The sequence below is a fragment of the Allorhizocola rhizosphaerae genome (genome assembly GCF_003426775.1).
GTDB classification, from domain to species: Bacteria; Actinomycetota; Actinomycetes; order Mycobacteriales; family Micromonosporaceae; genus Allorhizocola; species Allorhizocola rhizosphaerae.
This window is the reverse complement of sequence record NZ_QJUG01000133.1, coordinates 1-23469: the sequence shown is the minus strand read 5'-3', so window position 1 is coordinate 23469 and position 23469 is coordinate 1. Positions and strand designations below refer to the sequence as shown.

Genomic DNA, 23469 nt, shown 5'->3' with positions numbered 1-23469 from the left:
CACGCCGTCGCGGCCGCCGCCGATGACGGGCTGCGCCGGCACGCCGCCGACCCGGAGCCCGCACCGCTGTGGTCGCCATCGCCGGGCATCCTCCGGGCGACGGCCGCCGACCCGATGACATGGTTCGCCGACGAGCGCGGCGCGCTGACGGTGGCCGTCCGGCAGGCGGCCGACTCGGGTCGCGGCGTTGCGGCGTGGACGATCGCCCAGCGCCTGGACGGATACCTCGACCTGGTGGGATATCTCGACGAGCGGGATTGGCTGCTGCGCAACGGGCTTCGCGCAGCCGTCAAGGCCGGGGACAGGCGCGGCGAAGCGTGCCTGCTGCACCGGATGGCGCACGCGCAAAACACGCGCGACGATTTCGCCGCCGCGCAAACGACCATCGACCGGGCCAGCACGCTGTACAGGGAGCTGGGCGACGCGCGGGGGATCGGCTGCCTCATGGCGCGATCGGGTCACCTGGCCCGGATGGTCGGCGACCTACCGCAAGCGGTCGAGCTCGGCGAGCAGGCAGTGGCCGCGGCCGAGGAGGCCGGCGACCCGGAGGTGCTCGCCGATGCGCTGACCGAGCTGTCGCTCACGCTGCGCGACGCCGGCCGGCCGGCCGAGGCGCTGGCCTTGCTCGAACGGGCGGGGACCCTGGAGATGGCCGATATCATGCGCTCGTGGGTGCTGCATGTGCACGGCGTGCAGCTGCGCGACGCAGGGCGGCTGGCCGAGGCGGAAGAGCCCTTGCTGGAGGCGCACGCCATGGTCTCGCGCCTGCGAGCGGACCGCCTGGTCGCCACGACCGGCGTGATATTGGCTTTGCTGTATGCCGGCCAGGGCCGCGACGGCGAGGCGGAGCGGCTGGCGAACCGGTCGCTGGAGCACTTCCGGCTCATCGGCCAGCCCTGGGGCGTGGGCACTTCGATATCCGTGCTCGGCCGGGTCGCCCGCAACCGGGGTGAGCTGGTGTCGGCCGCGACGCACTTCCGGGAGGCGCTGGCCATCTGGCGCCGCTTGGGCATGCCCAAACGGGTCGCCGAGATGCTGACCACGCTGGCGGAGATCTGCGAGGAGATGGGCGACGCCGAGGCGGCAGCCGTGTACCAAGCGGAAAGGGCGAGCTTGGCGTCTGCTTAGCGCCGGCCGCCCGCTTCGCGGGCATGAAACAAAAGCTTGCCCCCGCACCATCATCGCCGTGCCCTGGGACGCGACCGCAGCCTACGCCAACGACAAGGCCGACAACGGGCTCAACGGCAACACGTTCTCGGGCATGCGCTTCTACCGCATCGGCAACCGATGGCAAGCAGTCACTACGGTTGGGGCCGCCATCGTGCCAGCCTCAGGCGCGTAGCGGGATCGCTGCGCCCCAACCCCTGAAGCGCAGCGATCCATTCCCCTAGTTTGCCCCGGGGGAGGCCCCGGCGTACCCAGCGCACTACCGGCTAAACATGCAGGTAGCCATAGGTGCCCGCCGCGAGGAACCGGTCGGCGTCGCAGGTGATTGTCGTCAGGCGCCAACCGCGCGTTGAGGATGTCGCGCGGTGTCGCCTGGGCAGGGTTGCCGCTGACCTTCCAGCGCAAGGCGCCGGCGTTGACCTGTGCCCGCATCCGGTCGAAGTCGGGTTGCGGGTGCCAGCCGCAGTCAGAGTCCAAACGCGCTGGTCACTTGTCCGCAGAGATCATCTTCGGTCATCGTGGCGTCCACCTGAATGGTGGGCAGTTGGAGACGCTCGGCTTCCTCCTGGAGTCGTCTTGTGAACATGCGCTCGCGTTCGGCGATGTTGCGGCCGGCCTTTGCCGGATCGCTGGTCTTCCATACGAACCCTTCCCCTGGTACCGCCCGACTCTGGATGGCGAGCCGGCGGAAATCAGGTGTGGCAAGGAGCCAAACGGCGTGCGCAGGAGCAGCCAGCAGCGGTTTCACGAGGTGCGGCAGTAGCCGGAAGCCCTCGACGATGACGCACGGTTGCTGCGGCAGGCGAAGGAGGTCTTCGACGATCAGACCGAAGCCTTCGCCCCGAAACCAGTGGAATGTCTCAAGCATGACTTCCGGGGACCGGTTCACCCATCGCTCATCCATGTCCATGGCGATGAACTTGTGCAGGAAGGGCGCCTCCGCAGGCGTGGTGCGCCCCGCGTGATCCCGCATCACGTCGTCAGTCGCGTACAGACGCCAACCGTAGCGATCCGCGAGTCGGTGGGCGATCGTCGACTTGCCCGCTCCACTCCCGACATGCTGCGCACCCTCCTCGGCTCGGGGGACGGCTCAGGGGATGGCTCGGTGTGCCTGGACATCTGCTGCGGCACGGGAGCACGGGCACCGATGCTGCGGGAGTTGGGCTGGCGGCCCATCGGGGCGGACATCTCCACCGGGCAACGTGCGCGTCGATGCGAGCCATCACCCTCGACGCGGGCCTGACCCTGACCCGCGTCGTGGAGTCCGGCCCGCCGGACGCGGTCCCCGAACTATTGGGGTTCAGCGCGTAGCGTTTGCGGTGACCGCCTAACAGCCCAGCCGGCTGGTCGCCATGGCGATGTCGTCCAGCCACAGGTCATAGTGGTCGGGCATGGGGTCGCCCTGGTAGAGCTGCCAACCGATCTTGATCGTGTCCGCGGTGGGCAGGATGAAATCGGTCGCCGCGCCGCCGTGGTTGGTGGTGGAGACGGTCAGGTCGGGCTTCGCCACGCCATCGATCCAGATCGAGATCCTGTTGTCCGGTGCGTACCACTGGTATTCCACGCACAGCCAGCGGTCGGTGGCCGTCGGCGCGGACTCGCGCCAGTTGGTCCAGTCTCCGGTCGGGCCGCCGTCGGCGCCCACGCCCCAGAACGTCTTGCCCGGCCCCACGGTCGGCGCGAACTGCCCGCCGAGCGGCCGCACGATTTCCCTGCTGCCGGAGCCGGTCACCTCGATGAGCGTGAAGTGGGCCCAGTCGGGCGCGCTGGGGAAGGCGTCGACCTTCACCCGGACGCGACCGTAGAAGCTGTTGCCGGGCGCGGCGAAGTCGTAAACCTTGAGGAATGCCATGCCGTTGCCCCTGGTGTGCACGTGCAGCACCTTGCCGCCGCGGCCGGCGCGCAGCCGCTCCACGCTCAGCTTGCCGTGCCGGGTGTCGATGCCCCAGGCGAGCGTGCTCGGCCCGCCGCCGGGCAGTGACTCGAAGTCTTCGCAGAACAGCGTCGCGCGCCGGGCACAACTGCCGCCCGTGCTATCCGTGCTGCCAGATGCCGTCACCGGCATGATGACGACCGCCCCGGCGATCAGCACACCGACGGCCAGCAATGACCTCATTCGCTTCATGCGAGACTCCGTTTCATCATCGACTCGGCTCGATGCTAGGGTCTCGCGGGCGGCAACGCCAATAGGCAGGCAGGTTATGGCGCGCGGCGGATGGTGCGCACGAGCAGGTGCTGCAGCTGGTTGACCAGCTCCACCAGTTGCTGGCGCTGCGCGAGATAGGCCGAACGCACCTTCGCGGCGGCCACATCGTGCTCGCGGCTTTGGCGTTGCAGCAGGGTGACTTGGCGTTGAACCCGGCACGTGTCTTCTTCGGCGACCACGATGAAGTTCAGATCGTTGCCGTCGCGGGCCAAGTCCAGCGTCCGCTGAGCCCGGACGAGCTCCTTGTGAAGTTCGGCCAGCTCGTCGTCGAGCAGTTGCCGATGATGGCTGCGCACCAGGTGCTCGGCGGCCTCGACGACATCCAGCTGCGATAGTGCATATCGTTGGCGGGCGATTTGTGCGCGCAGCCGGGCGATGTCCGATGGCATGATCGCGTCTCCCTGCTCCCCGTGCACGTCGCTACAAATAGATGAGCGCGCGGTCGGCGAACGCCGTCACACTGAGTGCTCAGAGCCATCACGGAGGCGTGATTCGATGAGCACCCTGACCCCATCGAGGATCCGATCGATCCCGAAGCTGAGCGCCTGATATTTGCCGCCGCCCATGGCGACCAAGGCGGCCAGCGCGGGGAAACGCTCCTCCCGCCCGGTCAACACCAGCCTGGCAGCCTGGCCACCGACACCGGGCTGCCCGAATATCGGTGACTATCTGACCCCGCTCATCATCCGGCGCAGCAACGGGTTCAGGGCCCACAGCGCGACCCCAAGCGCAATCGCCACCGCACCCAATGCGGCGAAGTACGGGGCCTCGTTGCTCTCGTTGTAGTACTTGGCCAGCGTGCCGGCCATGGCCGTGCCCAGCGCGACGGACAGGAAGAACAGAGCAACCATCTGGGTCCGGAACGCCCTCGGGGCGAGTTTGGTCGACAACGACAGGCCCACCGGCGACAGCAAGAGCTCGGCGAGGGTGAAGACGAATAGGATGCCGATCAGCGCGAGCAGGGGAGCGCTGTTTGGTCCGCCCCCGGCCAGCGGCAGGAACAACAGGAACGCCACACCCATGAGCGCGGTTCCGGCGGCGAACTTGACCGGCGTCGACGGTTGTCGCGGGCCGAGTCTGGTCCAGATGGCGGCGAACACCCCGGCGAGCAGGATGATGAAGATCGGGTTGATCGACTGCACCCATGGCACCGGCATCTGCCATCCGAAGATGTTGCGGTCCAGCCGGGTGTCCGAATAGATGGTCACCACGGTGAACTGCTGCTGATACAGCGACCAGAAGACCGCGCTGGCCGCGAACATGGGGATGAACGCCAGCACCCGGCGCCGCTCCACCGCGGTGATGGCGTGGCTGCGCAAAATGACCACGAAATAGCCGATCGCGGCCAGGCCGCTGAGCACCACCACGATGGTGGACAACCGTTGCAGCGGAAGGAGTCCCGCCCAGGCGAGCAACGCCAGCGCCACGACGGCTCCGGCCGCGGCCGCGGCCAGCGGTCTGCGATGCTGACGTGCGAGCGGATGTGGTACCTCATGAGCCTGCGGCCGAACACGGCGACGCGCAATCGCATACTGCATCAGCCCCAGCGCCATGCCCACCGCAGCCGCACCGAACCCGACGTGGAATCCGATGTTCTTCTGCAGCAGCCCGGTCACGAGCGGCCCGAGCAGCGCGCCAACGTTGATGCCCAGATAGAACAGGGAGAACCCGGCGTCGCGGCGATCGTCGTCCTCCGCGTACAGCGAGCCGACCAGCGAGGTCGCGTTGGCCTTGACACCTCCGCTGCCCAGCGCCACCAGCACGAGACCGGTGCCCACCCCGACCAGGCCGGGCAGCAGGGCCAACGAAATGTGGCCCGCCATCACCAGGATCGCGCTGTAGAAGAGCACGCGTTCCGCGCCGAAGAGCCGGTCGGCGAGCCACGCCCCGACGACCGTCGACAGATAGACCGTCCCGCCGTACGCGCCGACGATGCTGGTCGCGGCGCCCCGGTCGATGCCCAGCCCGCCCTGCTCCACCGTGTAGTACAGGTAGATCAGCAGAATTCCCTGCATGCCGTAGAACGAAAAACGTTCCCACAGCTCGATGCCGAACAGGTTCGCCAAGAACGGCGGCTGGCCAAAGAACGTCCTGGACCCTCTGGCCGATTCAGTGGTATCCGTAGCCGTCACTTGGTCGATTTACCCCGCCTGTGGGCGAATCATGCCCGGCGCGTGCAGGGAGCGGGTAGCGTCGATGGCCGCGCCGTGGTGGGTGCGCGCCGACGGCACCGGCCGGGTGCCCGGCCTGCGGGAGCCGGAGGCGGCCGCGGCGATCGACCGGCTGGTTGCCCGTTATGTACAGTACCGCCGAAGGCCGCCATCCGGCCGGGAGGGTTTACCCGACCGCCTCGCGCAGCTCGGCCAGCAACCGGATCTCCCCGTCGATGCCGGTCGGCGCCATGTTGGAAAACAGCACGTGGTGCACGCCGACACCGTCCAACATGGACAGATCGTCGGCGATCTGCCGGGGTGAGCCGCCGAGGTACGGCCGGTCGGCGCCCAGCGGCTCGCTGGTGATCGGCACATTGGCCCGCACGTAAACCGGGGCGGTCGCCGGGTCGCGGCCCAGCTCGGTCACGGCGTCGTGGTACTCCTTGACGAGCCCGAGCAGGCTTTCCTCGGAAAAGGCGATCGGGTTGACGCCGTCGGCGATCCGGGCGGCCCGTCGCACACCCTTGGGGGTGGTCGAACCGAGCAGGATCGGCACATGATTCTGTACCGGTTTGGGGTTCACCTCCGACGGCGCGATGCGGTAGTAACGGCCCTCGTACTCGACCGGATCGGGTCCCCAGCAGGCGCGCATCGCCGCAACGACCTCGTCCATGCCGGCGCCGATCCGGCTCATGGGCACGTTGGCGGTCTCGAACTCGTGTGGCATCCAGCCCTGGCCGAGCCCGGCGATGACCCGGCCGCCGCTGAGCCGGTCGAGCGTGGCAAACCGCCTGGCCAACACCACCGGCACGTGGAACAGGGCGTCAACGATGCTGGTGCCCAGCTTGATCCGCTCAGTGAGCGCGGCCACGTAGCTGAGGGTCTCCAGCGGTTCGTACACCGACTGATAGATCTCCGGAACGCGTTGCGGTGGCCCGCCGAATATCGAAAACTCCTCCATCGGCCGCAACAGCCGCTCGTATGTCCACAGCGCGGCATAGCCCAGCCGTTCGGCCTCCTGCGCGACTCGCGCGATGTTTTCCGGTGTTGCCAATTCTCCTGACGTGGGCAGTCCTACACCCAATTCCATGGGGTCTCCCTTTCATCGATGGTGACCACCACTCAGCCTATCCACACGCGAGCCCGCGGTGCCGCTCACTCCATATAGGAGCGAGCGGCACCGCGGGCTACGACCCTATCGGTGCTATGAGCCGAACCGCAGGGTGTATGTTCGGGTCTGGGTCCCGTCTTCGCTGGTCACGGTCACGGTGGCCGTGCGGTCGGGCCCGGCCTGGACGACGGCGACCGTGGCGTAGGGGTCGCGGGCGGTTGCCGTGACCTCACCGGTCAGCGCCGGGTCCACTGTGTACTCCGTTATCGCCGGGTCGAAGCCGGGCAGGCTGCGTCCCTTGACCGTGATGGACCCGGCGGCCGGGTCGGCGGACCGGCCCGGCGCACGAGCGAAGATCTGCACCTCCGCGACGGTCATCCACATGTTGGGCCGGGCGGTGAGGACCACCCGCACACCGTTGGTGGCCGCACCCGCGAGCGGCACGTCGATGACGGGCGCGGGCGAACCGCCCCGGACCGTGATCTCGTTGCTCGCCTGGACCCACGCGCCCTGTGCGTCGCGCACCTCGACGCGCAGCGACTGGGCGTAGCTGTCGTTGTTGCCGTCGCGGAAGAAGTGCACACCGACCCGGGTCACCTGGGCCGCGGCGGGCAGCGCGAAGGTGAGCGTGTCGGACGGGTTCTTGGTGCCGGATCGCCAGTTCGACCAGCCCTTGTCGCCGGTGTCACCGTTGCGCAGCCGGTCGGCCGAGTAGCCGCTCTCGGTGTATGTGGCGCTGGCCTGCACACCCGCCCCAGTCGCCGCATTGACCTCGACCGGCGCCGTCACCTGCACCCGCACGGTGGCCGGAACGGTGCTGCCGTCCGGTACCTGTGCCGTGCCGGCCACCTCCACCACGCCGATCTGGTCGAACGCCGGCGCGGGCTGCCATGTCACCGGCAGCGTCGTCCGCGCGCCGCGTGCTCCAATGCCTGTCACCGTGGTCGGCAGTTGCGCGGTCCCGCCCTGGAATGCCTTGGCGCGCGCCGGTTCCGTCGCGACGATGGTGTCGACCGTGACCACGGCCCATGCCCTGACGGTCCGGCCGAGCGGATCCGACACCGTGCCGGGCACCTTGAACGTGCCCGACGCGGGCCACGGCCGGTCCGGCTGCTCCTTCCAGACCACCGGCAGCGAACCGCGCGCCCCGTCTCGATAGACGGGGGTCACCGTGGAAGGCAGCACCGGCGGTCTGCCGGGTGTAGTGAAAACCGAGGCGTCCACGGTACCGAGCACGGTCTCGTCAAACACGGTCCACCGCTGGTTGTTGCCCGATGTCGGAGTGAAGGTCCCGACCAGCGCACCGTCCGCAGTGGACTGTCCAACCACATCGGCCAGCCGCCCGGTCCCCACATTGACGAGGGTGTAGGTCCCGTCTCCGGTGGTCGACAGCATCCACTGAGCGGCCGGGTCGGCCGCCAGCGCCTCGCTGCGCGCCTGCAGTGCGAGGGCGTTGTCTCGTACCACCAAAAGTCGATCGGCATTGCTCAGCAGATAGCGTTCGCGGTTGGTGACACCGCCCGTCAAAGACTCGATCCGCCACAGCTGGTCGGCGGCCGCCGCATCGCTCGTGCGGATGACAACAGACGCGTCAGACGGCGTCAGCGACCTGCCGCTCGCGACGCCCTGCAGCCGATAAACATGTCCACTTTGGAACCACGCCGCATCGGCCGCGACCCCGGACACACCATCGATCACAAACGTCGTCACGGACTTCGGCGGCACGACAAAAGACCCGCCGGCCGGGATCGGATCCTTGCGCACCAAGCCTCCGGACGCATCCGACACGATCGGCGTGACCGTCGCACCGGGAGCGATGTGCGCGAAGCGCGACAGGTCGAGCGTCACGCGCCGCTGGCCGGTCGTGGTGTTGACGTGCACGACGGTGGCCGCCTTGCCGCTCGCCGAAACCGCTGCCACGCTCGCCGTGTCGTTCACCTTCACGACCCGATCGCCGGGCCGGATGTAGTGGGTGAAGTTCCGGATCGTGTGGAACTTGGTGTTGATCCTAATTGGACAGCTCGCCAGCGTGGCGTCCGCGCCGCAGTCGAACGGGATCTGGACGGTGCCCCAGTTGCCGTTCCCGGCGTGCTGCGGGTTGTAGTCCTCGATCGGCTGCCACAGCACCCACGCGGACGGTTCCAGCTCCCGGATGTCGTTGACGATCCGCTCAGCGATGCCCAGGCCCGGCTCCATGCTGGTGAAGCTCTGCCCGCTGCCCCACGTGCCGTCGACCTCGCTCATCCACAGCGGCTTGCCCGCGCCCTTGGCGACATCGCGGGCCGACGTGCGCTGGCCCGTGCCGTAGGTGTGCACGTTGAGCCGGTCGATCACCGCGCGGGTCTGCGGGCTGTATCCGTTCCAGTTCGTCGTGAACAGCGACGAGTTGGTCTCGTCCATCGCGGCGAGCTGTGCCTGCGTCGTGGCGGTTTCGAGCCGTCGCGCCAGCGCGAGAATCACCTGCTGCTGCAGGCCCGGCGAGGCGTGCGCGCCCTCCTGCCGGCCGCCGGTCGGCTGGCCGTCGGGGCCGAGTTGCGTACCCCAATATGGAGTGTTGGGCTCGTTGAGCGGCTCGATCGCGTCGAACTCGATGCCGTGCGCCGCTTCCAGTGCTTCCGTGACGCGTACCAGATAATCGGCGAATTCGTCGACGCGGTCGGCGCGGATCTGATCGGCGCTGGAGTTGAAGCCGCCGGAAACATAGCCGCTGACCGTTTGGAAGTAGGGCGGTGAGTTGCTGAACGCCTCCCACTGGTCGACCCGGTCCTTGATCTGGTCGACCCACCAGCGCTGGTTGGCGTCGGCGTCCCAGTTCCAGTGGTCGGGGTTGTCCGCGTCCCACCAGTCCATGTCGTTGCGGGTGGTGCCCGGTGGCGCCTTCCAGAAGCCGGGCATCGTGGCGCCCATCTTCATGTAATCGGTGCGCACATCCGGCGCGTTGCCACCGCCGATGTTGTACCGGGCGATGTTCAGTCGCAGACCGTCCTCGCCGAACATCAGATCGACCAGCCTCGTGCGGATCTCGTCGGGATAGCCGCCGGTGGCGTTGGCAAACCAGACCAGGCTGGTTCCCCAACCCTCCCACGTCGGGTGCTGATAGGACGGATCGGGCCGCACGACCACTTCCGGGATGGGATCGGCGGCGTTCGCCGCAACCGGGAAGATTCCAAGCGCGACCGTGGTGACCAATGCGGACAGATAATGCGGAATGGAGCGGCGGTTCATTTCCCCTCCTAGGCAGTGACTAGGCAGTGATGTGGCGGGTGTTGGCCCACACGACATAGAGCACGGGTGCGGGCAGCAGAAACAGTCCGACCGCCGGACGTCCCACGATCGCGACCGCGAGCACGCCGAGCACGGCGAGATTGGCCGCGCTCAGATACCATTTCCGAATCGACAAATACGCGTAGGCCAGCAAGACCCGAGGCCGTGGCACCGCACGTGTTACCAAGCAGGCGATGGCCACGACCACGACCAACGCCATGAGCAGTGCGAGCATCGGCGTGACCGCGCCGAACGGCCCGCCGAGCGCGAGCTGGAAGTCCACCGCGAGCACGATCACGACCACCGCAGCAGCGCCCGCCACACCCAGCGCGCGCCAGAACGAAGCCCGATAGGCCGCCCAAAAGCCTTCGCCCTCAAAGGTGGCGAAAGCCGCCGCGACCGCAGGCCCACAGATAGCCGACAGCGCCGTGAAGAACGGCCAAGCACGCAGTGGCGCATCGGTCAAAGCCAACGCGACCAGCAGCGGCAGGCCCGCCACCACAAGGCACAGGTTCAACCGTAGTCCGAAATAGACGGTGCTGAAGATGGTGTCGTACGGGAGGCGGGCGAGCAAACGCATGTCGGGTCAGCCTTTCATGCCGGACGTGGCGATGCCCTGGATGAAATACCGTTGGCCGAGCAGGAAGATGACCAGGATCGGCAGGATCGACAGCACGGATCCGGTCATCATCATGGCGTAGTCGGCGTCGAACTGGCCGACGAACGACCGCAGTCCCAACTGGATGGTCCAGAGGTCGTTGCTCGTCAGGTAGATGAACGGACCCATGTAGTCGTTCCACGTGTTGACGAACGTGAGCAGGCCCAGACTCGCGAGCGCGGGTTTCGACAACGGGAGGATGATGCGCGCCCAGATGCCGTACTCGGTCAGCCCGTCCATCCGTGCGGCCTCGCACAGCTCATCGGGGATCGTCTGGTAGTACTGCCGCATCAGGAACACGCCGAACGCGCCGAAGGCCTGAAGCAGGATCAGCGACAGCAGGGTGTCGGTCAGCCCGGCTTTGCGCATCATGATGTACTGCGGAATCATGTATGCCTGCCACGGCACGGCGATCGTCGCGACATAGGCGAAGAAGAGCGCGTCCCGGCCGGGGAAGCGCATCTTGGAAAACCCATAGGCCGCAAAGCTTCCCGTCAGCAGCTGAAGAAACGTGATGACCACACTGAGCAGGACGGTGTTGCCCAGGTAGGTCCCGAGCGGAATGCGCTCCCAGATGTCGGCGAAGTTGTTCCACTGGAAGCTTTGCGGAACCCACTCGATCGGGATGGTGAACACCTCGTTGTTGCGCTTGAGCGAGGCGCTCACCATCCACAGGAACGGCACCAGGATCACGGCGGCCGCGATGAGCAGCATCACGTTCAACAGGACCCGGCGTATCATGAGCGCTCCCTCCGGTTGTTGAACCAGAACTGGATCAGCGTGAGCACCAGCACGAGCAGGAACAGCACGAACGAGATCGCCGACGCGTACCCGAACTCGCCCTCGATGATGCCCTGGCGGTAGATCTGTTGTGAGAGCACGAGAGTCGCCCGGCCCGGCCCGCCGTCGGTCATCACGACGATCAGGTCGAACACCTTGAAGCTCTGCACGGTGAGCAGGATCAGCACAAGGAACGTGACCGGCCGCAGTCCGGGCAGCGTCACGAACAGGAATCGCTGCCACCCGGTGGCGCCGTCGACCTTGGACGCCTCGTAGTACTCGCGCGGGATGGACTGCAGCCCGGCGAGGAAGAGCACCATGTAGTACCCCATGTCCCGCCAGACGCTGGTGAGGATGACGGCCGGCATCGCCCACGTCGTGCTGGTGGTCCAGCCCGGCGGGTTGTCGATGCCGATGAAGTGCAGGAACTGGTTGACCGGCCCGAACTCCGGGTTGAACAACATGTTCCACACCACGGCCACGGCCACCAGCGACGTGATGTAGGGGAAGAAGGCGGCGGCCCGGAAGAACCCGAGCCCGGCGAGCCTGCGGTTGAGCAGCAGCGCCAGGCCGAGCGCGGCGAGCATGGTCAGCGGCACGTGCCCCAGCGCGTACAAGGTCGTGTTCCACAGCGCGATTTTGGTGGACTCGTCGCGCAGCAGTCGCTCGAAGTTGTCCAGCCCCACCCATTCCGGCGCGTTGAACGAATCCCATTCCATAAAGGACAGTCCAAACGCAGCGATCATCGGTACGAGACTGATGATCACGAACCCGAGGAAGTTGGGCAGGATGAAACTCCAGCCGACCAGGGTGTTGCGCCACTTTTGCTGTGCCATCGTCGTCCTTCCGGGCCACCGTCGCCGTTCTAGCTGACCTCGTTCTTGACCCGGGTTTCCATAGACTTGATCCCGTCTTCGACGGACTTCTGCTTTGCCATGATCAGCTGGTGCTCCTCGTTGAGGATGGTGTCGATCTTCGAGGTCTTGTCGCTGACCGGCATCTCCAGGTTCACCTTGTCCGGCGTGAAGGCCTTCTTCGACATTTCGTCGGTGGGCATGCCGGTCAGGGCGAAGTACTGCTTGAGGATCTCGTCACTGGAGTAGGCGGGCACGATGCCGATCGCGGCAAGGGCCTTGGCGCCCTCCGGGCCGCTGGCGAACTCCACGAACTTCTTCGCCGCCGCGGAATGCTTGGCGTTCTTGTTGACGGCGAACGCGGTCGGCGAGCCGAACGTGGTGATCTTGCTGGAGCCGGGCCGCTGCGGCATCGGCGCGATCGCCCAGTCGACGTTGGTGGTGCCCTTCTGCTTCTCCGACAGCACCTTGGCGATGAACCAGGTGCCCATGGGCATCATCGCGGTCTTCTGGGTCTCGAACATCGAGGCGTAGCCGGTCTTCTGCGTCACGGCGGTGCCGAAGTCCAGCGTGGCGCCGGCCTCCTGCAGTGCGAGCGCGGCGCGGTACTGGTCGGCGAAGAACTTGTAGTCGCCGCTCAGCTGGTCGCCGCCGGTCTGCGCGGCGGAGATGGCCTGCGTGACCGAGCGCCAGGTGTGGTGGTAGGTGCCGTACACCTTGCTCTGGCCGCTGCCCGTTGTGAGCTTCTTGGCCAGCTCTACATACTGGTCCCAGGTGAGGTTGGTCGGGAAGGCCTGCCCGGCCGCCTCCAACAGCTTCTTGTTGTAGTACAGCACCCAGAAGTCCTGACGGTAGGGCAGCGCGTAGTACTTGTCGCCCTCCTGCTTGAACGCGTCGAGCCCGCCGAGCTTTTTCGCCGTGTCGGACTTCGCCGCCGCGGTGATGTCCAGGAGCTGGCCCCGGCTGGCGTAGCGGGCGTACTCGATGACGTTCTTCATGGTGATGACGTCGGTCTGGTCGCCGGAGGCGAGCATCGTCGTGACCTTGGTCGGGTAATCGGCGGCGAGGATGTCCACCGGCTTGATGGTGATGTCCGGGTTCGCCTTGGTGAACGCGTCGAACAGCACCTGGAACTCGGGCGTGGACGCCAGGCTCCAGACGCTGACGCTCAGCGTGACGGGACCGTTGGCGGCGGGTTCCTCACCGGAGCCGCATGCGCTCACCGGTAAGGCGATGGCAACCGCGGTCGCCATCGCCGCCAGCATCCTTCTTCTGATCACGAGCGTTCCTTTCGATTATTGGGGTAGCGCGGTTGTGGTGGTGACATGGTCCGGCCAGGTGACCCGGACGGCGGGCCCTTCAATTTCTGCCCGCGGTGGTTGCTCGCCGCCGTTGAGGGCGAGCGCCGCGATGAGCCATTTTTTGTTTTGTGGGTACCCGGTGAGCCACGGCGTTGCGGTCAGTTCCCCAAGCGGCGTGGCGTCCCGGGCGGTGTGCAGGCCCGCGGCGGTGAAGCCGTGCAGCCCGACAGCCGTGGTGGGGTGAGCGGTGGTGCCGAGCGTGACGGGCCACCCACCGACGCGCAAAGTCGTGACCTGGTCCCAGCCCTCGCCCGGTTCGACGTGGATGCAGCGCACTTCCCATGCGCCGCGCACGATTGACACGGTCGTGACGGTGGCGGCGTCGAGCGCGGGGCCGGGCCGGCCGGAGCCGTGGTCGGGGACGGTCCGGTCGGGCTCGACCCAGTGGCAGCGCGCCCGCGAGGCGAGCACGGCGGCCTGTCCACTTTCGACGGTGAGCGTTTCGAATCCGGTGCGGTGTGTGGCGCGGCCCTGTGCGTCCAGCAGCACCACCGATTGGTCGAAGGGTCGGTCCCAACCTTCGTCGTCCATCGCGGGCGCGGTGGCGGTGGAGTACCCGAAGCGGGCGTAGAGCGGGGAGTCGCCGATCCGGTCGCCCGGCAACGCGTGGTCAGTGCCGTGGTTGTAGACGCGCACGATGCCGTCGGCCTTGGTCGCCGACACGGCCCAGCCGGGAGCCTTGATGACGGTGAGCTGATCGGCCTGCTCGACCGGCAGCGGCTGCTCGACGTCTGTCCACACCGGATGGTCGGCGGGCAGCGCGAGGCCGAGCATGCCCTTGGCGGCCCAGTAGGGCGAGCCCGGTCCGGAGTATCGCTGTGCCATGCGCCGCCACGGGTGATACCAGCCGAGCGTGAGCAGGCCGTCGGCGTCGGGAGCGCCGCGATCGGCGAAGTGCTTGACGATCCCGGACGCGGCCCGGCGCAGCAGACCCGGTGCAGCGCTTCCGGCCATTGCACCCACCCAAAACGGGGCTGCGGCGGAGAACCGGTACACGAGACTGCGGCCCTGAATCAGCGGGCACCCGTCGGCGCCCACGAGGCGCAGCGCGTCGCCCAGGAATTGGTCGAGACGCTCGCGATAACGCTCGATTCGTGGCGCCGCAAGCGTTTCCGCACCGGTCATGCGGCTCCAGAGGATGGGGTAGAGGTGCAATGCCCAGCCCGCATAGTGGTCGTAGTTGCGTTCCGCGCCGTCGCAGTACCATCCGCCGTCGCGCGCGAACGACTCGTGCGTGGCGAGGTCGGCCTCCATGTCGTCGGCCGACCACGGCCCGCCCACCGAAGCCAGGAACTGCTCGACGACGATGCGGAACCACACCCAGTTGGTCTGTGGATAGGTGTGGTCGCCCACGACCTGGGCGAGGTAGGCAACGACCCGCTCCTGCACGCCGGAGTCGAGCTTGTCCCACAGCCACGGGCGGGTCAGGTCCAGGATCAGCGCGATCGAGGCCGCCTCCACTTTGGCCTGACCGTGTTCGCTTGGCGTGACCCAGCGTTCGGGCGAAGCGGGATCGGTGCCGGCCGCAATGCCTTCGGCGTAACGCTGGAGCAGATGGTGTTCGTCGCGCCCGCCCTCGCCGGCAACGCGGAAGCCCGCGAGCAGGAACGTGCGCGCGAAGCCCTCAAGCCCGTCGACTGCGGTGCCGTAACCTCCGGGCGCGCCGGGCGGCGTGATGCGTGCGCCGGTGGGGGAGGCATGACGCCAGGCGGCAGCGAGCATCCGATCGGCGAGGTCGGCCCAGTCGGCGCGCGTCCAACCCGTGTACGGGGAGATGCTCACGCGCTCACCTCCAGCGTGTCGCTGGTGACGGCCTCAATCGGGGACTCGCCGCGGGCGAAGCGCTCCAGCTCGTCGAGGGCCAGATTGGACAGTCGGCGGGTCTCGGATCCGAGCGAGCCCGCGATGTGCGGGGTGATCATCACGTTGGGCAGGCGGTAGAGCACGGAATCGGCGGGCAGCGGCTCGGGCTCGGTGACGTCGAGGATCGCGCTGAGCCGGCCGGTCACGCACTCGCGCTCCAGCGCGGCGGTATCGATGACCCCGCCGCGTGCGGTGTTGATGACCGTCGCGCCGTCGGGCAGGAGTGCGAGCTCGCGGGCGCCGATCGCGTGCCGGGTCTGCGGCAGCTCGGGCAGGTGCAGCGACAGGATCTCCGACGCGCGCAGCAGCTCGTCGAGTTCGACCAGGCGTGCGCCCGCCTCCGCGACCGCCACCGGATCGGCATATGGGTCCGTGACGAGCACCTCGGCGGTGTCGAGCGCCCGCAGCCGCTCGACGACCCGCCGCCCGATGCGCGAGAAGCCGACGACCCCAATGGTGCGGCCGTAGTTGGAAAGGTCATCACGGTGATGCACGGCGTCCCAATCGGCCGGGCGCAACCTCGATTCCGCGGCCAGCAGGTGTGCCTTCTTGCCCGCGAAGATGATGGCCGCCAGGGTGTACTCGGCGACGGGTGTCGCGTTTGCCTCGGCCGCGCTCGTCACGACGATGCCCCGCCGCCACACCTCCTCGGTGACCAGGCCGCGCACGCTGCCGGCGCAGTGCAGCACGGCTTGCAGCTTGGGCGCGGCGTCGAGGCGTTCCGCGGTGAGCATCGGGCATCCCCACGAGGTGAGCAGGACCTCGGTCTCGGCGAGCCTGGCCCGCACGTGCGGCGTGTCGATGTCATCCGTCCACAGTGGATCGCCGACCTCGGCGAGCTCGTGCAGGCGCCGCAGCTCACCCGGTCCGAACTGGACCTGGAAGGTGCCGGGCCGCATGACGAGCAGTGCCTGCGGGCGATACATCGACGCGTTCTCCTCCGTTGAATAGTTTTCCGATCTGTTCGTTTCTGTTCGTTCGATCGGAGTGCCAGAGAGTAGACCAGCCCTCCAACCGGAGGCACAAGAGCTCGTTACCGTTCTGTAACGTAAGCGGGTTTCGGATCGGTGCACGATTGTGTTCGAATCTGATCGGTTTGTTCGCCGATCGAGCGTGGAGGCGCCAACGTGACCGAGCCCGAGCCGCCGCCCCTTCCGGTCGAGCGCCGTGAACGGCTCCTTGCCGACCTGCGCACGCGCGGCACGCTGCGGGTCAGCGACATCGCCCGCACGCTGGGCGTCACGGCCGTGACGGTGCGCCGGGACATCGCCCAGCTGGCCGACGAGGGCGTCATCGAACGCGTCCACGGCGGCATCCGGCTTCCGCGGACGGTCGACGGGCAGTCGCCCGAGGCGAACCTTCCGGCGGTGGGCATGGTCGTGCCCTCGCTGGACTACTACTGGCCAGAGATCATTCGCGGGGCTCGTGACGCGGCGCCGGACGCCGGGGTGCGCATCATGCTGCGCGGCTCGTCATACCACGACATCGCGGACGTGCGCCGGCAGGCGTCCTGGCTGCTGGAGTCGGCGGGCATCCAGGGCCTGCTGATCGCGCCGCCGATCACGGGCGACGAGGCGAGCGAACTGGTCGCCTGGCTGGTCGGGCTACCGATCCCGGTTGTGCTCGTCGAACGGGCCACCACAGTGGGGCCCTATCACGAGCACGTCGAGTCGGTCAGCACCGATCACGCGTTCGGCGCGAGCCTCGCCGTGCGCCACCTGGCCGCCGAAGGCCACCGCCGCATCGGTTTCCTCGCCTCCGCGACGAGCCCGCACACACCCGCCGTGCGGCGGGGGTGGCGCGAAACCGTGGCCCAATTGGGCCTCGAACTCGCCGGGACGCCCGATGTGAGCTCTCCCGACTACCGCGATCCACGCTGGAACGACGAACTCGACCGCGCCCTCGCGGCCTGCGCCGCCACAGCAACCACGGCCCTGCTCGTGCACTCCGATCGCGAGGCCATCTCACTGGTCGCGCGCTGCGAAGAACGCCGCATCGCCGTGCCCGGCGACCTCGCCGTGGTGGCCTACGACGACGAGGTCGCGGGACTGGCCAACCCCGCGCTGAGCGCCATCCGCCCGGCCAAACACGCGATCGGCGAGACGGCAGTGCAGTTGCTCGCCAAGCGCATCCAGCACCCAGACACCCGCCCCGTCCACCGCGTCCTGATCAGCCCCCAACTCATCATCCGCGACACCAGCTCCCCCTCTCCTTCCCGCCGATCATGAACTTACGCCCATGTTCGACGGCGTGCCCTTTCCGAAACTTCATGATCGACGCCGTGGCTCCGCCTGGGTTGACCATGAAGTAAATGCCGCGACACCCCGCTGAACATCGACGTAAGTTCATGATCGGCCCGGTGTCCGGGGCCGGGTGCCCGGGTGACAATGATGTATGCGAATGAAGCTGTTGGGTCTCGCCCTCCTCGCCGCGTTGCTGCCCGCGGCCCCTGCGAGCGCGGCCACCTCCGGAACGTTCTCCGTCCTGACCTACAACATCGCCGGCCTGCCCGAGGGGTGGTCGAGTGGGAACCCGTCGAAGAACACGACGCCTATCGGGCATCGGCTGCCCGCGTACGACATCGTGCACGTGCAGGAGGACTTCAACTACCACGCTGACCTCTACGCCGCCGACACGCATCCCCATCGGACACCGACCAGTGGCGGCGCGGGTTTCGGCGATGGGCTCAACACGCTGTCGGACTTCCCGTACTCCGACTTCACCCGGGTGAGGTGGAGCAACTGCAACGGCACGGACTGCTTGACGCCCAAGGGTTTCACGTGGTCGCGGATCCGGCTGGCGGAGGGCGTCCACGTCGACTTCTACAACGTGCACGCCAACGCCGGCACGAGCACGGCCGACCTGGCCGCCCGCCGCGCCAACATCAGCCAGCTTTCGCGCTACATCGCGACCAACTCGGCCGGGAACGCCGTCATCGTCATGGGTGACACGAACACGCGGTACACGCGGGTCGAAGACAACATCCGCGACCTCGTCTCGGCCAACAGGCTCACGGACGCGTGGGTGCGGCAGGAGCGAGGCGGCGTGCCTCCGGCGGCGGGCAGCCCCGCGCTGGTCTGCGACGAGGAGAACGTCACGAATTCGTGCGAGGTGGTCGACAAGATTCTCTACCGTGGCAACCGATTCATCGATCTGCGGCTGATGCGGTACCACAACGAGAACGCCGCGTTCGTCGACGGTGAGGGTGAGCCGTTGTCCGACCACTACCCGATCGCAGCCTGGTTCAGCTGGTCGTTGCACCCCGGCCTGCTCATGAGCGACTCGTGGGGCGGGCCGCACGGCGCCCCGTTCACCGACGTGGACCGCGTCGCGATCGGGTCGCGGGTCACGAGCGTGTCCCTGCGCTCCGGCTCCCGCGTCGACCAGGTTTCGCTCGCGCAGGCCGACGGCGCGGTCATGACACATGGTGGCACGGGCGGAACAGCGGCGAGCCTCACGTTGGGTACCAACGAATATGTCACCCAGGTCGCCATAGGCTCGGGCCAGAAGGACGGCCACACCCGCGTCTTCTATCTCAGGTTCACCACCAACCTGGGCCGCACGCTCGCCGGCGGCACCGCGACCGCGAATATGGTCACCTACACGGCACCGCCGGGCTGGCGGCTGGCCGGGTTCCACGGCCGCGCAGGGTCTGAAATGGACAAGCTCGGACTCATCTATACCCCGATCGCGTTAGTTGTCTAATATGAGCCGGTGACCGAGCCGAGCTATCAGTCGTCCCCGTCGATCGCCGCATCGGTGGGGCGCCCGTTGTGGACGCTCATCGGGCCGGGATTGGGTGCCGTGCTCGCGGCCTACCAGTTCGCCATGCTGGTCGCGCTGCACGGCGTGCTCCAGCGTGAGCTCGGTCTGTCCAACATGGTGATAGCGGTTGTCGTTGCCGTGCATCTGGTCGGCGTGGCGGTGGGCTTCGCGCTCGGCTACCTGCTCGGGCGGCGGGCGCCCACTTCGGTGGTGGTGCCTGCAGTCGTGCTGATGCTTGCCGGCGCCGTGGTGATGACGTTGTCGGGTGGATCGGCCATGTTGATGACTGCCGCGCTGATGGCAGGGCTTGGCGGGGGTGCGGTGCTCGGCGCCGCCACGGGTCTGGCCGGTCAGACGGGACAGCGGCGGGCGCAGGTGCGCCTGGCACTGGGGCTGGCCGTGCTCGGTGGGTTGGTGCTCGGGCCGCTGCTTGGCTGGCTCATCACGACGATGCTGAGCTGGCGGTTGGCCTATCTGTTGGCCGTGCCGTTGGCCCTGGCCGCCTTGGTCGCAACGGTGGCGGGCGGTGTCGCGGCGTTGATGCGCGGTTCCAAATAGGATCCGGTGTCGGCGCAGGCCGCGCCGTTTTGATGATCAATTGATGATCAACTGGTGATCGCTCCGGCGACCATGGGCTCGTCTCATCGGATCGCGTGGTCGGAGTAGAGAAATGGACCGCAGGCGCATCGTCTCAGTCGTCGTCCTGGCCGTGCTTGCCGGTCAGCTCATGGTCCCGCAGTTGGATCCTCCCGCTGCCGCGGTCACGACGCCGAGCCCCGTCGCTTCGAGCGCTGCCGAGGCTGTGGCACTGGCGCGCCGCACCGGCACCAGCGTGGAGGTGGCGTCGGCGCGCACCGAGCGGGAGACCCGCTTCGCCAACCCCGATGGCACCTGGACGCTTGAGCAACACACCTCGCCGGTGCGGGTGCGCGGCGCCGATGGCGGGTGGTCGGCTGTGGACACCACACTCGCCCGCCACGCCGACGCCGTCCGGCCCAAGGCCGCCGTGATGGACATCCGCTTCTCGCCGGGCGGCTCCGGCCCGCTGGTGACGATCGCCAAGGGTAGCCAGCGCCTGTCGCTGACGCTGCCGTGGTCACTGCCGAAGCCCACTTTGGACGGTCCACGCGCGACCTATCATGACGTGCTGCCGGAGACCGATCTGGTGCTGACCGCGCTGGCGGAAGGCTTCTCCGAGGTGCTCGTGGTGCGTAGCCGGCAGGCGGCGGCCAACCCGGCGCTGCGCGAGCTGCGGCTGCGGATCGAGGCTTCCGGGTTGACCGTGCGCGGCGAGGCCGGCGGGTTTGTCGCGGTGGATGGCGCTGGGGTGACCGTGTTCACCAGCCCGGCACCGATGATGTGGGACTCGTCGGGTGGCAAGGCACGCGACCTGGACTGGCCGGCCGATGGCGACCGGCGGACGCGCGTGGCCACCTCGGTCACCGCGGCGGAGATTTTGCTGGTACCCGACCGAGCCATGCTGGACGATCCGGCGACCGTGTTCCCGGTCTACATCGACCCGGCGGTCAACGGCTCGCGCAACGAGTGGGCGATGATTTCCAGCGGGTACTCGGACCAGGAGTACTACAAGTTCTCCGGTGACGAGGGCATGGGCCTGTGCGACGTGCAGACCGACGGCACGTGCAGCCGCGACCAGGTCAAGCGGCTCATCTGGGAGTTCGGTGTCTCGCGTGCGGTGCACGGTTCACGGGTGCTGGGCGCGAAGTTCCGGGCGTGGGAGACGCACGCGTGGGACTGCACCGCCGACGCCGTGCAGCTGTGGCTGGTCGGCGGCATCTCGTCGTCGACAAACTGGAACAACCACGCGGGCACCTGGTCACGCCAGCTCGACAGCGAGACGGTAGCGCGCAAGTCCGGCTGCTCCCTCGGCCCGGGATGGGTCGAGTTCAACGCGATCTCGGCCGCGACGGAGTTCGCGTCCAAGCGGTGGTCGAGCCTGACGCTCGGGCTGCGGGCGGGCAACGAGGGCAGCATGACGGGCGGCTGGAAGCGGTTCCGCAACGATGCCCAGCTTTCCGTCACCTACAACTCGCCGCCGCGCGTGCCGACCAACCTGAGCGCCGATGGTGCCGGTTGCGTCTCTGGCACAGGCCGCCCGGTCATCTCCAGCACCACGCCGACTCTGCGCGCGGTGGTGTCCGATCCCGACAGTGACGAGACCGACCTGCGCGCCGCTTTCGCTTGGGAGCGTTGGGATGGCGCGGCATGGGTCGCGCTCGGCTCGGGCACGCAGGCCAACCTGCGCACCGCGGCGCCGGGCCAGGTCCGGATCAATTCCGGGTTGACGCACGCCGGGCTGTACCGCTGGCACGTGCACACTCAGGATCCGTACTCGTTCGAGGGCGCCTCGGGTACCGACTCGTCGGGCTGGTCGGCGTGGTGCGAGTTCGAAGTGGACATCGTGGGTCCCGCTGTGGCGCCGGGAGTTTCGTCGCCCGTCTATGGCACTGACCTCAACGTGACCTATGGCGCGGTCGGGCTCACGGCCGACTTCACGTTCACCGCGAGCGGTGTGGCGGACGTGTCGGGCTACAAGTGGGGCTGGTCGACGCCGGTGTCCACTTTGGTCAATAACTCGGCGCTGGGCGCGCCGGTGACCCTGGCGCTGACGCCACCACCGCCCCAGCCCACCGACCCCACCGACAGCGGGTTGGTCACGCTCTATGTCGCGAGCGTCGACCGGTCCGGGCGGACGAGCCCGCTGAAGGAGTACGTCTTCAAGGTCGGAGCGGCCACGGCTCCCGTCGGGATCTGGGAGATGAACGAGCCGGCGGGCGCGACCACGCTCGCCGACACCAACCAGCGCACCACGCAACACCCGGCGACGCTGGTCAACGCGACTGCCGGCCGGCCGGGGATGATCCTGAGCGGCCCGGCCGCGCCCGGGTCGACGGCGGTGACGTTCAACGGGTCCACGTCGACGGCGACGACCAGCGCGCCGGTCGTCAACACGGGCAAGAGCTTCTCGGTGTCGGCCTGGGTGCGGCTCAACAGCAACACGGCCGTCTACCAGACGGCGGTGGGCCAGGCCGGCAACAACACCAGCGCGTTCTTCCTGCAATACAACCAGGGCGACTGGGCGTTCGCGGTGCACGAGTCGGACGTCTCCTCGGGGGTCGTCGCCACGAAGGCGTCGTCGCGGGCCTGGGCGGAGCACCGGTGGACCCATCTGGTCGGGGTCTACGACGGCCAGGGCCGGCAGATGCGGTTGTATGTCAACGGGGAGCTCACCTCGACCGCGACGCGGGCCACGCCGTGGAACGGGGCGCGTTTCCTGACGATCGGTCACGTGCGCGTCGGCGCGACCATATCCAATCCATGGAACGGCGACATTGCCCACGTGAAGGTGTGGGACCGGGTGCTGTCCACGCCCGAAATCGAGCCGATGACGTCCACTTTGGTCGGTCGCTGGCGGCTGGACGGCAACGGCGAGGACTCCACGCCGTACGGCCGGGCGCTGACCGCCGGGGCGGGGACGGCGGTGTGGACCGAGGACCAGCGCGGCCAGACCGACGGCGCGCTGGCGGTCCCGACCGGGCCGATGTGGCTCAGCACGACCGGCCCGGCGGTGCGCACCGACCAGTCGTTCACGGTGATGGCCTGGGTGCGCACGTCGGACACCAACAACTACCAGACCATCGCGTGCCAGTTCGGCGCCACCCGGTGCGCGTTCTATCTGCAGTACTCGCTGCCACACGACCGATGGGGGATCGTCCTGCCCGAGGCGGACGGCCATTCGGAGGTCTATCACGCCGCGACCTCGGACGCCCCGCCCACGTACGACGAATGGGTGCATCTGACCGCCGTCTTCGACGGTACGGCCGGGATGCTCAGGTTCTACGTCAACGGTGTGCAGGAAGGCAGCAAGGTCGCGGTGGGTAGCTGGCACGGCAACGGGGGCTTCCGCATCGGTGTCCAGGACTCCGGAGCGCTCCATGGCGCGATCGACGAAGTCCGTCTCTACGCCGGGGTGGTCACCCCGGACCAGGTCGCTTCGCTGTGTGGCTGTTAAGGAGCTTTCGATGAAGGTACGGCGGTCGATCGCGCTAGTCGTTTCATTCGCGTTGTTGTTCCAGGGGTTGAGCACGCCCCCGGCGTTTGCCAGGGAGCCTGAGAAACCTGTTCTCAAACCTCAGGTGGACGCGTCCGTGCCCGGCCACGACGTGCCCGCGCCGGAGCCGGCCGGGTCCACGCCCGCGCCGCCAGCACAGGTGCACCGCCCGCCGGTCTGGCCCGCGGCCACCACCGTCGCGGCGACGGGTCGCG

At 67.9% G+C, this 23469-nt stretch carries 18 protein-coding genes; 6 read left to right on the top strand and 12 right to left on the bottom strand.

What is annotated here, in order from left to right:
• Positions 1 to 1128, top strand: a 1128-nt coding sequence (locus DM816_RS25970) for a tetratricopeptide repeat protein (protein WP_162907841.1), incomplete at its 5' end; no start/stop codon positions are given.
• A 58-nt stretch (positions 1129 to 1186) separates the two neighbouring features.
• Complete coding sequence (locus DM816_RS42910; protein WP_162907840.1) at positions 1187 to 1342, top strand: hypothetical protein; 156 nt, start codon at positions 1187 to 1189, stop codon at positions 1340 to 1342.
• A gap of 291 nt (positions 1343 to 1633) precedes the next feature.
• On the opposite strand, the gene DM816_RS25965 is transcribed toward DM816_RS42910, so the two are convergent.
• The 12 genes from DM816_RS25965 to DM816_RS25910 all read right to left on the bottom strand — a co-directional run bounded on the left by DM816_RS25965 (position 1634) and on the right by DM816_RS25910 (position 16343).
• A complete protein-coding gene (locus tag DM816_RS25965; protein WP_246002255.1) occupies positions 1634 to 2140 on the bottom strand; it encodes a hypothetical protein in 507 nt (168 codons plus the stop codon).
• A 354-nt stretch (positions 2141 to 2494) separates the two neighbouring features.
• Positions 2495 to 3292 (bottom strand): hypothetical protein, encoded by a 798-nt coding sequence (locus DM816_RS25960; protein ID WP_117213021.1) that lies wholly within the window; start codon positions 3290 to 3292, stop codon positions 2495 to 2497.
• Positions 3293 to 3366: 74 nt separating this feature from the next.
• Positions 3367 to 3762, bottom strand: a complete 396-nt coding sequence (locus DM816_RS25955; RefSeq protein ID WP_162907839.1) for a hypothetical protein — start codon at positions 3760 to 3762, stop codon at positions 3367 to 3369.
• 276 nt (positions 3763 to 4038) lie between these two features.
• Positions 4039 to 5505 carry a peptide MFS transporter gene (locus tag DM816_RS25950; protein ID WP_117213019.1) on the bottom strand — a complete coding sequence of 489 codons (1467 nt, stop codon included), beginning with the start codon at positions 5503 to 5505 and terminating at the stop codon, positions 4039 to 4041.
• 205 nt (positions 5506 to 5710) lie between these two features.
• The gene (locus DM816_RS25945; protein WP_117213018.1) at positions 5711 to 6616 is read right to left on the bottom strand and encodes a TIGR03619 family F420-dependent LLM class oxidoreductase; all 906 of its coding nucleotides are present in this window, start codon (positions 6614 to 6616) and stop codon (positions 5711 to 5713) included.
• 114 nt (positions 6617 to 6730) lie between these two features.
• Positions 6731 to 9862 (bottom strand): glycoside hydrolase, encoded by a 3132-nt coding sequence (locus DM816_RS25940; protein WP_117213017.1) that lies wholly within the window; start codon positions 9860 to 9862, stop codon positions 6731 to 6733.
• A 19-nt stretch (positions 9863 to 9881) separates the two neighbouring features.
• Complete coding sequence (locus DM816_RS25935; RefSeq protein ID WP_117213016.1) at positions 9882 to 10481, bottom strand: hypothetical protein; 600 nt, start codon at positions 10479 to 10481, stop codon at positions 9882 to 9884.
• A gap of 6 nt (positions 10482 to 10487) precedes the next feature.
• On the bottom strand, positions 10488 to 11300 hold the full coding sequence (locus tag DM816_RS25930; protein ID WP_117213015.1) for a carbohydrate ABC transporter permease: 813 nt from the start codon (positions 11298 to 11300) through the stop codon (positions 10488 to 10490).
• The gene (locus DM816_RS25925; RefSeq protein WP_117213014.1) at positions 11297 to 12175 is read right to left on the bottom strand and encodes a carbohydrate ABC transporter permease; all 879 of its coding nucleotides are present in this window, start codon (positions 12173 to 12175) and stop codon (positions 11297 to 11299) included. The genes DM816_RS25930 and DM816_RS25925 overlap by 4 nt, the downstream gene beginning before the upstream one ends.
• A gap of 29 nt (positions 12176 to 12204) precedes the next feature.
• Positions 12205 to 13473 carry an ABC transporter substrate-binding protein gene (locus DM816_RS25920; RefSeq protein WP_246002247.1) on the bottom strand — a complete coding sequence of 423 codons (1269 nt, stop codon included), beginning with the start codon at positions 13471 to 13473 and terminating at the stop codon, positions 12205 to 12207.
• A 15-nt stretch (positions 13474 to 13488) separates the two neighbouring features.
• Positions 13489 to 15336, bottom strand: a complete 1848-nt coding sequence (locus tag DM816_RS25915) for a DUF2264 domain-containing protein (protein WP_117213012.1) — start codon at positions 15334 to 15336, stop codon at positions 13489 to 13491.
• Positions 15333 to 16343, bottom strand: coding sequence for a hydroxyacid dehydrogenase (locus tag DM816_RS25910; protein WP_117213011.1), 1011 nt, complete (start codon positions 16341 to 16343; stop codon positions 15333 to 15335). The genes DM816_RS25915 and DM816_RS25910 overlap by 4 nt, the downstream gene beginning before the upstream one ends.
• 201 nt (positions 16344 to 16544) lie before the next feature.
• Between DM816_RS25910 and DM816_RS25905 the strand changes: the two genes are divergently transcribed.
• The 4 genes from DM816_RS25905 to DM816_RS25890 all read left to right on the top strand — a co-directional run bounded on the left by DM816_RS25905 (position 16545) and on the right by DM816_RS25890 (position 23215).
• Positions 16545 to 17645 (top strand): substrate-binding domain-containing protein, encoded by a 1101-nt coding sequence (locus DM816_RS25905; RefSeq protein ID WP_117213010.1) that lies wholly within the window; start codon positions 16545 to 16547, stop codon positions 17643 to 17645.
• A gap of 172 nt (positions 17646 to 17817) precedes the next feature.
• On the top strand, positions 17818 to 19122 hold the full coding sequence (locus DM816_RS25900; RefSeq protein ID WP_246002245.1) for a jacalin-like lectin: 1305 nt from the start codon (positions 17818 to 17820) through the stop codon (positions 19120 to 19122).
• Positions 19123 to 19131: 9 nt separating this feature from the next.
• A complete protein-coding gene (locus tag DM816_RS25895; RefSeq protein ID WP_117213008.1) occupies positions 19132 to 19740 on the top strand; it encodes a hypothetical protein in 609 nt (202 codons plus the stop codon).
• Positions 19741 to 19852: 112 nt separating this feature from the next.
• Entirely contained in the window at positions 19853 to 23215 is a 3363-nt protein-coding gene (locus tag DM816_RS25890) for a LamG domain-containing protein (RefSeq protein ID WP_117213007.1), read from the top strand.
• Positions 23216 to 23469: the final 254 nt, after the last annotated feature.